The sequence below is a fragment of the Haladaptatus sp. CMAA 1909 genome, assembly GCF_043952005.1.
Taxonomy (GTDB): domain Archaea; phylum Halobacteriota; class Halobacteria; order Halobacteriales; family Haladaptataceae; genus Haladaptatus.
This window is the reverse complement of record NZ_JBIOAV010000004.1, coordinates 243429-255828: the sequence shown is the minus strand read 5'-3', so window position 1 is coordinate 255828 and position 12400 is coordinate 243429. Positions and strand designations below refer to the sequence as shown.

11 protein-coding genes and 1 pseudogene are annotated in these 12400 nt (G+C 52.4%); 8 read left to right on the top strand and 4 right to left on the bottom strand.

All coding sequences use genetic code 11. From position 1 onward, the window contains the following. The first annotated feature begins 134 nt into the window (after nucleotides 1–134). Nucleotides 135–1340, top strand: coding sequence for an anion permease (locus tag ACGYLY_RS25865; protein WP_395285630.1), 1206 nt, complete (start codon nucleotides 135–137; stop codon nucleotides 1338–1340). A 672-nt stretch (nucleotides 1341–2012) separates the two neighbouring features. Here ACGYLY_RS25865 and ACGYLY_RS25860 read toward each other — a convergent pair. Continuing rightward, on the bottom strand, nucleotides 2013–2966 hold the full coding sequence (locus ACGYLY_RS25860; protein ID WP_395285629.1) for a transcription initiation factor IIB family protein: 954 nt from the start codon (nucleotides 2964–2966) through the stop codon (nucleotides 2013–2015). Between the two features lie 231 nt (nucleotides 2967–3197). Beyond that, nucleotides 3198–3425: an SWIM zinc finger family protein gene (locus ACGYLY_RS25855; RefSeq protein WP_395285628.1), complete on the bottom strand. Its 228-nt coding sequence runs from the start codon at nucleotides 3423–3425 to the stop codon at nucleotides 3198–3200. Nucleotides 3426–3680: 255 nt separating this feature from the next. Between ACGYLY_RS25855 and ACGYLY_RS25850 the strand changes: the two genes are divergently transcribed. The 3 genes from ACGYLY_RS25850 (at nucleotide 3681) to ACGYLY_RS25840 (ending at nucleotide 5477) form a co-directional block, all read left to right on the top strand. After that, nucleotides 3681–3932 carry a lanthionine synthetase LanC family protein gene (locus tag ACGYLY_RS25850; protein ID WP_395285677.1) on the top strand — a complete coding sequence of 84 codons (252 nt, stop codon included), beginning with the start codon at nucleotides 3681–3683 and terminating at the stop codon, nucleotides 3930–3932. A gap of 148 nt (nucleotides 3933–4080) precedes the next feature. Next, nucleotides 4081–5049, top strand: coding sequence for an MATE family efflux transporter (locus ACGYLY_RS25845; protein WP_395285627.1), 969 nt, complete (start codon nucleotides 4081–4083; stop codon nucleotides 5047–5049). Then, nucleotides 4947–5477 (top strand): MATE family efflux transporter, encoded by a 531-nt coding sequence (locus tag ACGYLY_RS25840; RefSeq protein WP_395285626.1) that lies wholly within the window; start codon nucleotides 4947–4949, stop codon nucleotides 5475–5477. Before ACGYLY_RS25845 ends, ACGYLY_RS25840 begins: the two co-directional genes overlap by 103 nt. A 183-nt stretch (nucleotides 5478–5660) precedes the next feature. Here ACGYLY_RS25840 and ACGYLY_RS25835 read toward each other — a convergent pair. Further along, a pseudogene (locus ACGYLY_RS25835) lies at nucleotides 5661–5894 on the bottom strand (hypothetical protein); the annotation flags it as partial. 402 nt (nucleotides 5895–6296) lie between these two features. On the opposite strand from ACGYLY_RS25835, the gene ACGYLY_RS25830 reads away from it, so the two are divergent. The 4 genes from ACGYLY_RS25830 to ACGYLY_RS25815 all read left to right on the top strand — a co-directional run bounded on the left by ACGYLY_RS25830 (nucleotide 6297) and on the right by ACGYLY_RS25815 (nucleotide 8837). Next, a complete protein-coding gene (locus ACGYLY_RS25830) occupies nucleotides 6297–6554 on the top strand; it encodes a hypothetical protein (RefSeq protein WP_395285625.1) in 258 nt (85 codons plus the stop codon). 536 nt (nucleotides 6555–7090) lie between these two features. Next, a complete protein-coding gene (locus tag ACGYLY_RS25825; protein WP_395285624.1) occupies nucleotides 7091–7381 on the top strand; it encodes a hypothetical protein in 291 nt (96 codons plus the stop codon). A gap of 597 nt (nucleotides 7382–7978) precedes the next feature. After that, entirely contained in the window at nucleotides 7979–8410 is a 432-nt protein-coding gene (locus ACGYLY_RS25820; protein WP_395285623.1) for a nucleotidyltransferase domain-containing protein, read from the top strand. Then, complete coding sequence (locus ACGYLY_RS25815; RefSeq protein WP_395285622.1) at nucleotides 8403–8837, top strand: DUF86 domain-containing protein; 435 nt, start codon at nucleotides 8403–8405, stop codon at nucleotides 8835–8837. The genes ACGYLY_RS25820 and ACGYLY_RS25815 overlap by 8 nt, the downstream gene beginning before the upstream one ends. Before the next feature lie 311 nt (nucleotides 8838–9148). Here the strand turns inward: ACGYLY_RS25815 and ACGYLY_RS25810 are convergent, their stop codons facing one another. Continuing rightward, nucleotides 9149–12256: a nitric-oxide reductase large subunit gene (locus ACGYLY_RS25810; protein ID WP_395285621.1), complete on the bottom strand. Its 3108-nt coding sequence runs from the start codon at nucleotides 12254–12256 to the stop codon at nucleotides 9149–9151. Nucleotides 12257–12400: the final 144 nt, after the last annotated feature.

Here is a 12400-nt window from a genome sequence, read left to right as displayed (position 1 = left end):
GATCGTACACGAACTTCTGATCGGATGTTACGGGAGTATATATCCGGAAATACCTATGAATTGTTCAGGATGCTCATTCAAGCAGCGGGGCTATTGCTATTGACGACAAATAGAGCACGCAGCTCAAAGAGCAGATGGCTATCCTAACATCATTTATTGTCGTAGCTGGTGCGATCGCTACAAGTCTAGCGATGGCGTGGGCATTAGGCGCGAGTAGTAATTCTCCCCCATTTGCACCAGCGGTTGGTGCAAATGCCCTATCGACGATGCGCGCCGCATTTCTTCTGGGAATACTTGCTGCTTTAGGAGCGATCACACAAGGTGGCAATATTTCGAAAACGGTAGGGGAAGGGCTAATAGCGGGCACTCAATTAACACCGCTCGCGGCGATTGCAGGTCTACTGACAGCAGCAGGCTTTATTTCACTTGGAGTTCGGACAGGATATCCAATCCCAGCCGCGTTTGCAACGACGGCGTCGATCGTTGGCGCGGGACTGGCACTTGGTGGGGAGCCTGCATATGGGACCTATCGTGAAATTATAACATTCTGGGCGGCAGTACCAGTGATGTCGATTACGATTGCTTATACAACGGGCTACTTGCTCCGTCGCACTAGACTTTCCGAACAAACCACGCTCCCAATCCTCGGTGGGATCGTTGGTATCATCGTTGCGAATATGCCATCGGCCCTGATTCCTACCGCTGGTACTGCACAAGGCACCATCGCGAGTTACGCCTCACACTCATTGGGGATGACTGGCCCGCCGATAATTGGAGCATATGATTTTGTGATGGCGTCTACGAGTTTAATTCTGGGTCTTCTCGTAGCCGGATTACTTCGACGATCACTCAATCGTTCGGTTGACCGTGGAGTTCGACTTTTTTTGATCGGTCTTGGGAGTTTAGTTGCCTTTTCGAGCGGTGGCAGTCAAGTTGGCTTAGCGACCGGTCCATTGGAGCCTCTGTTTGAATCACAGCTGCATCTTCCGGGGACGATTTTACTATCGATTGGAGCAATTGGAATTCTGTTGGGAGCATGGATGGGGTCACCCCGAATTCTCCAAGCGGTCGCACGTGATTATTCGTCGCTTGGCGTTCTACGATCAATTGCAGCGCTGATCCCGGCGTTTATCATCGCTCAAACCGCGATAATTCTCGGCTACCCGATCTCGTTCAACAATATTATCCTCTGGAGTATCATTGGAAGTGGCCTAACTGAAGGGACAGAAAGTATCTCTGTCCGAAAAACGGTTTATACAGTCGCAATTTGGCTGCTCACACTCTTAGGTGCAGGAGGCACTGGATTTATACTGTATCGAGCGTTTGCCTTTGTTCTGTAAACGAAGTCAGCCGGACATTTAGTTTGCCACCTTCGGTACTAGCCCATCCATCTGTTTCAGTTAGTCAGTCGGTGCCTCGTTAAGGAAAGCTATGGAAGACTTCCACGAATACCATGCCTCTTTTCAGAGGATGAGTGGTCCTTGCGAGAGCACGCACAACAACCATGCAGGTAGATACAGTATGATTAATCATGCTGTACCACCTGCGGAGACGGCGACGTGGTCCGCTAGCACATCAGCGACACAACAGAAAACGTCTGCAGAAGCAACTCAATGAGCAACGTCGCCGCATCGCCGCGTTGGAACGAGTGATATACAAATCTGGGGCAGAACTCGCCACCGACGGGACCGTCGAGGGAAAGTGTGCACAGTGTGCCGATGGAATCCTCTTCCATGATGGTGACAGGATTTACTGTCGAAACTGTGGATACGTGGCGTTCTTGTGACCAGAGAAATCATCTCCACTGTTCCCACCAATAGAGATAGTTTTGTCCTTCGTAGTCAGCGAATGTAAACCAGCATTATGTGGTGAACCACCCAGATCACGCCCCGAGACACTCAACCTGCCCTGCCTGTTGAAATACACGAAAAGGTCTATCCTCTCGATTATAGATATGTCGGATTTAAAGCTTCAACTAGAAGTAGATATGAATATTGTGGGTGTATCGGTAATCAATTGAGTGCGTCCATCTGCTCTTGGTATCGTTTACGGATGGTCATTTGAGAAACGTTGGCGACATTGGCAATTTCAGCCTGGGTTTGGTCTCCCGTACAAAGAAGCGTGGCACCATAAATCGCTGCTGCGGCAACGCCAACGGGTGATCTGCCCGAGAGTAGTCCCTGATCGATTGCGACGTCTATGATTTCATTGGCTTTCTCTTCGATATCGTCACTACAGCCGAGTTCTGAACACAAACGAGGAATGTACTGATGTGGGTCAGTGGGTTCAATTTCGAGTCCAAGCTCCCTTGCGATATACCGATATGCTCGACCGATTTCCGTTCGTTCCACACGCGACACGGCCGAGACTTCTTCTAGACTACGAGGGATCTGTTCATTCCGACACGCTGCATACAAACAACTGGTTGCCACACCTTCGATCGATCGGCCTTTAATCAGATCTTCATCCAGTGCACGGCGATAGAGTACACAGGCGATTTTCCGCACCGAACGCGGGATGCCAAGTGCGCTTGCCATTCGGTCGATTTCGCCGAGCGCGAATTGGAGATTACGCTCGCTTGCGTTTTTTGTTCGGATGCGCTCTTGCCACGTCCGTAACCGATGCATCTGTTTGCGTTTCTCGGCCGATAACGTATGGCCAGATGCATCCTTGTCTTTCCAGTCTATTGTTGTCGTTAGACCTCTATCGTGCTTTGTGGGCGTCGTTGGCGTGCCAACACGAGCTTTTCGTTGGCGATCCCGATGGGTGAACGCTCGCCATTCTGGACCATGGTCCATGCTGTGTTCCTCAACAACTAATCCACAGGTCTCACAAACGAGTTCCCTCCCATCGGCGCTCGTAATTAGCGTATTTGAGTGACACTCAGAACAGATTTGGCCACGGTTGTGTTTCTCGGTCTTCTCTTTCACCTCGTCGCGTTCGATTCGACGAGTAGAGTGTGACATACTCTAGCGCAGAGTGGGCCGACTTGGTTAACGTCTCTGCCTGTTATATCCACCGAACTTTCCTTGATCCACTTGTGATAGATTGGTGTTCTAATCCGGTCTATCAATGTGGTTGGTCAGTAAGGCCATTAGTATCTCCAGAAGATTTTCACCTGCTGTATTCTGCACTTACCGTGCGCATTCGCTGGTCGGTGCTCTCCGAGATCGTACGTCGTTGGATGCTCACCGAGTTTATCCGTTCGGCAGTTCCGTCCGTCCTGTTCGCACGCATAGCCAGCACGGGAAGTCACCGAGGCCGTCACAGTCGCAGTTGTCGGGTTTGGTATCGTCTTCGTCCTCTCTGTGGAAGGCTTCCAGCGTCCCGTCGTTGGTTGTGTTTTCGACGGCAACCATGTGCTTGCAAAAGGCGTTGCGGTGAACGTGATGTGGGCTGGTGCAGGCCATCAGTTCGTCGGTCACGTCGTCGATGGAGACGGTGTACTAGTAGTCTGTGGGGCTCTCGTTGGTGACTTCGATGAGTTCAGGGGCATCGACGTCGAAGGAAGGGGCAAGCAAGCGTGATATCGGTGGGATGGAATGGTGCTGAGGACCAGCAGGGCGAGTTCTTGGTCTAATCGGTGCTGGGCGGGCAATGAACGATGCGTCATTGCTCCAAGAGGCACGTAACCTCACGAACTCGTTACCAAATTCTGACCTTCTCGATTATGACCACGTCTGCTGGGGAATTTTGGCCGTATCGAGTCACTTCTTTTCGCATCAATAAACGTAGATAGCGATGTCGGTTTCGCAAGGAAATATGCGAGTCAATGTATTGCTCGGCGCGAAACAAACCTCCGCTTCCACCTTCCCGGTCATACGGAGTCGTTTGTGAATCCAACATTTTTCAACGGGTTGTCGGGGATTTCATACACCTTATTGCGGCTTCGACATCCCTCTGCCTTTCCATCTGTCTTGCTACTAGATTGATATCATCCCCTTATTTACAGAAGGACTGGCTTGCTACCGCACAGCTGATACTCACCGAATAGTGTTAGAATACTATACTCCCATTTATTAACTGTAATATGACAAATAGGTAAAAATATAAAGGTTGAAATAAATTGCAAAGTAGTAGATGTTAAACGTTTCCGGAGAGGAAATCACGACAGGGTCCCTGAAAAAATCGCTCGCATTCATTGCGATTCCGATCGTTGCCCAGCAACTTGCACTCTCCGCTCAACAGATTATCGACGTTTTCTGGCTCGGACGCTTCGACGCGACGGCTGTTGCTGCCGTTGGACTCGTGGCACCAATCGTCGGTCTAGTTGCGACTATTGTCGGTGCAGTTTTCGGCGGCATCCAAATTATTGTCTCTCAGCGCATCGGTGCTAATAATCGTACCGGTGCGAGTCGAATCGCCGTCCACGGATTACTTGTCGCAGTTACGCTTATGTCAGGGGTCTCACTTTTTATGTACACTTTTGCAAGCGACATTACACAGTTGTTTAACACGACACCAGCTGTCGCTCACCTTGCTGCAATCTACTTGAGTGCATCCACTCTTGCATATACTGTATCAGCAATGAGTGATTCCCTCGAGGCGGCATTTCTCGGTTCCGGTGATTCACGGATTCCACTGATAGTGAATCTCGTCGCGATTGGAACCAACGCTGTTCTCGATCCATTTCTCATCATTGGTTGGAAGCCTTTCCCGAAGTATGGCATCGCTGGTGCGGCGTATGCGACTCTTATTGGCTATGCAGTCGGCGGCAATATCGTTCTTACGTTGGCGTTGTCCGGACGTGGGAAGTTCACAATTACGCGTACTGCCCTCCAATTCGAGTTAGACGAAATTGTCGAACTCATTCGAGTCGGTGGGCCAAAGATTGGAAGAGGTGTGGGACAGCAAACTGCACGATTGCTCATCGTTACGATTATCACGATCACTGGTGGTTCTGCTGCCCTCACTGCTACACTGTTGGTGCACGTATCTCGATTCTCGTGTTCGTTCCAGCAATCGGAATTGGGTCAGCGGCGACGACGGTTGTTGGACAGAACCTCGGTGCCAATCATCCGAACCGTGCAAGACAAGCAACGTGGCTAGGCGTTGGTGTTGGAGCAATTGGTCTTGGTTTGATTGGTGTTGTTCAGTGGCTCTTCCCGACGGCACTTGTACATCTGATAGTTCCCAGTATCGACGGCCAAGCACTCACGTACTCGGTTGCGTATCTGCAAATTCTTGCATACGGGTACTGGGCACTCGGTACGATTCACACAGTCACCGCTGGCTTCAACGGTGCGGGACGAACGGACATCACCATGTATGCCGTTCTCTTGCAGTATTGGGCCGTGCGAGTTCCTATCGCAGCCATCTCGGCGTTCGTTTTGAGTTACGGTGCTCTAGGGGCATTTTGGGCCGTGACTATTTCAAACGTTATCGCCGGTGCCGGTCTCGTGCTACTGTTCAGGCATTCGACGGCTGATGGCATGCTTACGCGTGCCGCTACTGCCACCTCTAGCTCGGCGGACTGAACTGCTCCAAATGGTTCCATCCTGCTACAGGACAGCCAGCTGGGTGAACCACGTGCAAAGGCCCAGCTCGATCTCCTCACCATTGGTTTCGATGCAGTAGCTGTAGGAATCCAGTTCGCGCCCAGTCTCGTCCCCGAGAGTTCCTGCAGGATGTCCGTGATGGTGTCTTCTTTCACGTGGTGTTCACTCAAGCAGAGAGGTCGATTCCATAGAAGATCCATTTACACGTTCAACAAGGCTACCGAGTTCGCTCTTCGATAGAGGGTCAATACCGACTTGCTCACTAGTGGCGGTATAGAAGATACCTGCCGTCACGTCTCGCTCTGGGAACCACTCTGAGAGCACGTGATAGTAGACGCTCAACTGCTTGTGATATTCTGTTTCAGCAACCCGACTGCGATCTGTCTTGAAGTCGATGAACTAAATTATCGATATGGAGTATACTGTACATTTCAGTTTGATATTCTAACCAAACCACATAGTTCTATGTAAATCGTCTCCCACGAGAGACACAGGTCAACCTCTGTCTTCCTGAGGCAGTGAACTCAATCAAGTGTAGCTAAATAGAGAGTTGTCTCAGAAAAACCACTTGAGAATTTTCATGAGACCAAACTCAATGTCGGATACGTTCAGAATCTTGATTTCGTCGTTCTGCTAGAAGAACACGAGATATTCGAGTGTCTCTTTGATTCCTTGTCGGACCGTCTTCGAGTTCGTGCTGTTGTTCTTTGACTCCCTTGACCCCAACCTTACAACAGACGACTCAGAAAGCGTGTTACGCAGGCATTTATTGGATGACGGATACAATGCCGCGTTATCATGCAGTATTCATTTCGTGTGGGTCAACAATACCGAGACACAGGCAGCTTTCGGAACTCGGACGACCAGTTCTTGCGATGGATTCGAGGCCCGCTCGACAGTGGCATCAAGAACACTGGTGGAATTCGTGATCTTGGCGCGGATCGATCCGACACGCCCGCGGCATTAGTCCTCGTGTCGAACGACAACGGCATTTCCCAGCACGACGATCCGTGGGAAGATACGCTCGCAGTCAATGCGGGCTACATCAATTACTAGGGCGATGCGAAAGCCGACAACCCCTACGACGACTCCGCGAATAACCAGAAGATAAAGATGGCGTTCGACCGAGCTGCGGCGGGACGACGCGAAGATATCCCACTAACCCTGGTGTTCCGCAAACCAGAGTCCGGGGTCGTCGAATTCTGCGGACTTGGACAAAACCTGAATAAGAGACCGCGTTGCAGTCTCGGCGTCGGCACCCACGCATTAAGCAGACCAACCAGCTACACGACAGTGAGTGAACGAATACCGGATGGAACTCGTCCAACTCTGCTCCATCCATCACTTGCCCGACGAAGAATGTGACCTCCCCGAGTCCCCGCGATTACCGTGCCATCATCAAGGGCCGCCCAAGCAAGAATGAATTCTTGCGGTTTGCCAGGATACGAGACGGATTCGAAAGTGTCTCCGTCATCAGTCGATTCGAACAGCGCTGCATCTGGTCCACGTTCGCCACCCCATGAGGGAGGAGACGAACGGGCCGCTGCTGCATACAACCGCCCCCCGACAGCAAACGCTTCTCGGAAGTAGGTATGCCCGAGATCGGAATCAAGACGTGTCCAGGATCGACCGGCGTCACGCGTCCGGTACAGACCCCCACCGCACGATGCGATATACTCCTCACTCCCCTGTACGAGTACGTGATGGATATCATCATGTACTCCATTACGACGTTCTGTCCACGTTTCACCGTCGTCGTCACTGATATGGATGCCGCCAACCTCGATGCCTGCGACAATGCGGTGAGGAGAATCAGGATGAGCACCCAGACTGCGAACATGCGCTTCGTTGCGGTGGCGAGGCAGTCGCCACTCGTCACGTGATGGCAGCTCCTGCAAACTCTCCAATTCACGCCATGACTCGCCATCGTTGGTTGAGACATACAGGTGAGCAGGGTGTGTCCCGGCATACAGTCGGTCACCAGCAGGACTCCGGAGGACAGAGTAGACCTCACGCCGAGGAACATTGAGGTTGGTCCATGTTTCACCGGCGTCCATCGATCGGAACAGCCCTGAGCGCGTGGCTGCATAGACCGCTGCATCGAACTGATGAATTCGAAGGGCGTGCTCGCTCTCGAGAACGTGTGTGGTGTTCTCGAGTTCGTCTATTGGAGCTTGATAGACGCCGTCATTCGTGCCAATCAGGAGCATACCCGTTCTTCGAGAGTTGGAAACTTAATCATTTCACCAATAAATAGCGACAGCACGGAACAGACTACAATCGGCGTCTATCGGCTACAAGCTGGAGAGAGAGAGGTGGTACCGGCCACCGCGTCTGTGGTCGGAACTGCGTGATTGAACCGCTGGTCGAGTTCTTTAGGGTTACACTCCGAGATAGTTTGCGAACAAATCGTTCTGCCCCTAACTCCCAACCCTCAAACCAACGGAATTCTTTAGTGGAGAACCGTCATTATTCCACGTATGGACTCAATTGACGGACACTCGAAGTTGCTCGCCGTCCTCGAAGAGTCACTTTGCCGCGATACGGACATCGACTTTGCGGTGGTGTTCGGCTCGCAGCTCACTAGCAACTCGCGTCCGTCATCCGACCTCGACCTCGCCGTCAAGTTCGCAGACAATCTCTTCTCTCACGAGCGATTCCAAAACCTCTGTTTCCTCTCGGGTGACCTGCAGCGAGAAGATGCCCCATTCATCGATGTCTCAGATATTGAAACACTGCCACTCGAAGTAGCACACGACGCTGTCAATGGCGAGTTCCTCTGTGGCAACAAGGACACGTTTCGTAACTTCAAAGCGGACACAAAGGCGCTGTTTGAGGAGCAACACGAAGAGATTCGTCGCCACCAGCGGGACGTGATCGACCGCATTGCCGAGGACGGCCTGCATGGCTGATGAACGAGTTGTCTCGACGAAGCTCGGACAAATCGAGCAGTATCACGGCGAACTGAAGGAGAAACAGCAGTCGCTCACTCGCACAGAACTCCTCACAAACACGACCGAGCAACGCGCTGTTGAACGGATGTTCGAGAATACGATTCAAGCGTGTTCCGACCTCGCACAACACATTGCTACACGCGACTTTGATTTTGCGGGAGTTGCATCTAAGGAGGCGATTCGCGTTCTCGGGCAAGAGGAGGTTATCGACGAGGAGACGATGAATACGCTCGTCGCTGCAATCGGGTTTCGGAACGTTCTGGCTCATGAATACGGGAGGGTTGACTACGTCGAGGTATATCAGACTCTCCAGAGCGGATTAGAAGTATATGACGCGTTCAGTCGGCAAATTGCCCAGTGGTTCCAGCAATACGATAGCATATAACTAACCGAAAGCCTGAGGAACTCACGAGCAAGGAGTGACGTGAATATTACGGGCTACTTCATCTGTGGGCGGAACCACGTGATCAAGTCAACCCGATGGTCACCGTCGAACCACAACTGACGATGATTCTTCAGGACAGGACCCGTACTCTTTGCTATGAGTTTCGATCGCCGATGATATCCGTGAAGTCGCCAACACACGAGGAATTCATGAATCGGAGATTTTCGAGTAACCCTTGATCGTTGTTCTAGTTGACGTACACCCGAGAAGGGGTGATGAACGAGTTCACCACCCCCACGTACCGTCTCAAATCAAACCGGTGTGCCCGTCGTTCCTTCGTTCCGTTCTAATGACGCCTTTCGTGCAGCATACAGGTGACGGACAGCGCCAGCGGTGAACGTAAGCGCTCCGAGAATCATCGGCATATCTCCGAAGGACCGCGCCCACAACAACGTCTGAATGTGTGGCTGCTCGTAGAACTCGAGACTCCGTGCGGCGGCATAGCCATCCGTGTAGACCGCCCGGAGTTGAGCGAATCCGACCGGAAGCAACGATGCAACAACCATGATTGTCAGACCGATGTTCATGAACCAGAATGAGACCCGGAACCACGTCGGATCCCATACCGCCTCGGGCGTCACAACACGCAGGATGTAGGTCCCAAGTCCAAGCGCAAGCAGGCCGAATGCACCGAACGTTGCCCCGTGGGCGTGGGCGACAGAGAGATAGGTTCCATGTTCATAGTAATTGATCACTGGCAAGTTGACGAAGAAGCCGAGTACGCCACCACCGACGAAGTTCCAGATACTACTGCCGAGGATAAACAGCAGCGGAATTTTGTAGGGGAATGACTCTCCCTGCGATTTCAACGATCGGTATTCGCCGATGCTTCGATACAGAACGAACACGAGCGGGACGAACTCAAGCGTCGAGAATGTCGTCCCAAGCGGCACCCAGAAATCAGGCAGACCAACCCACCAGTAGTGATGCGAGACGCCGACGATACCTGCCGCCATAATCGCGAATACCTCAAAGAGGATTGCTTTCTCTGCTTCCTCTTTCTCGAGCAGCTCCATCGACACGAGGGCAACGGAGATGATGGCGATCACGAAGAACTCGAAGACCCCCTCGACCCACATGTGGACGACCCACCAGCGCCAGAATTCTGTCACCGCCATGTTCGTCTCTGGTGTATAGAGCATGCTCGCACCGAACAGCAATCCGATTGATCCACCCGCATATACCAAGAAGTGTCCGAGTCCAGCAAGCGGTTCGTCCATCTGGCGAACACTCCGAAGTACTAGTCCCGTCCATCCAGCGAGTCCACCAAGCAAGAGCAGCTTCCAGAGTCGGCCCACCTCGAGATACTCAAGCCCTTCAGATCCAAGCCACCACCAGAGCCTCCCCTCTTCGGGCGAGCCAAGTTTGCCCTGTATTCCAAACCAAACCCCTGCAAACGCACCAGCGGTCGCGATTACGAGTAATCCAAGGAGCACCGATGCGCCCGTCGCTTGCCAGGGCGGGTCGTGATCGTTGAACAGCCCCGGGAGGAAGAGTCCCCCTGCAAGCCACAGGGTCGTTATCCACAGGATTGCGAGGTTGAGATGCCACGTTCGAACCGTCGTGAAGGGCAGTAGCGAAACGAGGTCGATCCCGAGCATCTCTTCAATCCGGAAAAAGCCCGTCCGTTCAACATAATAGTGCGCGAGCAGCGCTCCGGTAAGTACCTGCACGGCGAACAGCGCCCCAGCAACCGGGATGTACCACGCTGCAGCGTACTGTGTGCGTGTGATCGACACCGAGTCGGGTGATGGAATGTCGATAACGTCGGTCGTCGGTTCGGCAAAGTCAAGCGAGTGATACGCCCACACCCCGAGACCACCACCAAAAATAAGCAAGAGGACGCTGATCGTGCTCCAGACCAACACCTGCCCGGTCGGCCGGTTTCCGACCGCAGGTTCATACGGCCAGTCGTTCGTGTATGAGTGGGTCGAGTCTGGTCGGTTAGTGTGGGCAAACCATGCAGTCCAAACGGAAAAATCGGCGATGCGCTCGGCTTGTTCGGGCGTCGCAATGAATTCTGGCGGAATCCCCCTATCAGGGTCGCCTTCGTGGTACCGCTCGATATACTGTTCACGAATTCGCCGATGAGCATACGCTTCAGCGGCCGAATACTGGATGACTGATCCATCTGGAGCGTCGGCGTCGAGTTCTCGTTTGATGCGTTCTTCGATGGCGACCTGCTCGGCCTCATCAAGTACCTCAATGGAGTCTTCTCCCTGTTCTCGTGCATAGTACTCCTGCATGAACTCGGCCTTGAGGTGCAGAGCATCAGCTGTGAGATCGACTCCGAAATACGATCCGTTGCCGAGGATTGACCCCTGGTTCATCAGCCCATTGGCCTGGAACAGCTTCTTACCCAGCCGAATCTGTTCGTCGGTGGCGACAATGTCGCCATTTTGATCACGGATTTCGTCGGGGATTGGCGGCGCATGCCGATACGACTTCCACGCTCCCAGACCCATTCCGACAAGATTGGCGATGAACAGTGCAACGAGTACTATCGAACCCGTCCGCTTTGAGTTGAATGTCTCGAAATTTACATCCTCTTCGCGGATGGCTCGTACGATTTCCGGGAGAGCATCGACGAGTTCTTTTTCTGGAGGTCCATCCACATCGCTATATATAGAAAGCAGATGTGAGGCCAGTTTGACCAGAACGCGTTCGTAGGCAGGATCGATTCGATCACCATCAGAAAGGATAGCCATCGCAGCAACTGCTGCTGCGGTCGCCGGTGGAGCATGCCGCTGCTCTGCCTTCACGTCGGTCGTCCGTGTTTCTTCCACCACTCGCGGTAGATCCTCAACGAACAGCTGTTCGACCTGCTGAACCGTGTCGACGGCGTCTCGCTCTAGAAAATCGTCGAGAGAATGGACCCGACCCTGAGTATCGTCAGTCAGGAACTGGGACAGCACGTCCGTCATGGGACTATCGATTGAGCGATCGACATCTGCCTTCGACTCTCCCGAGAGTTCGTTAGCGATGCGTTCGAGCGATCGTGTTGGTTCTTCGGTGGACTTCACAACGAATTGGCTCCGGACCACCTCAAGTAAATGGTCGTCGAGGCGGGCTTTATCCAAATTATATCGACGCAAGAAGTTCTCAAGCGCACGATTATCCGAAAATTCGAAGTCGCCGTCCGATTCATACTGTTCGAACAATCGGTTAATGGAGTACTCGATCGCATGAGCCGTACGTTCGTTAGTGAATTGATCAATCAGTGTTGTGAGCTCGGCGACTGCTTCTGTCCTCGTGCCGACTTTGTTTTTCAAATAGGTAGTTGTCTGTTCCCGTAGCGACGATACTTGTTTGGAGTCCGGAACCGATATTTTATGCGAGAGGCGTTTTTTGATGGACATGGTTCATAGTAGTATTTAATTTACCATTTCCCGCAGACACTACTATGGAGCACCACGTAAGCGTGTGGGTTGGATACGATCATCATAACACTCAATTCAACAAGTTTCCATCTGTGTCGACGAACTCGAAGACTATCGCGAAGA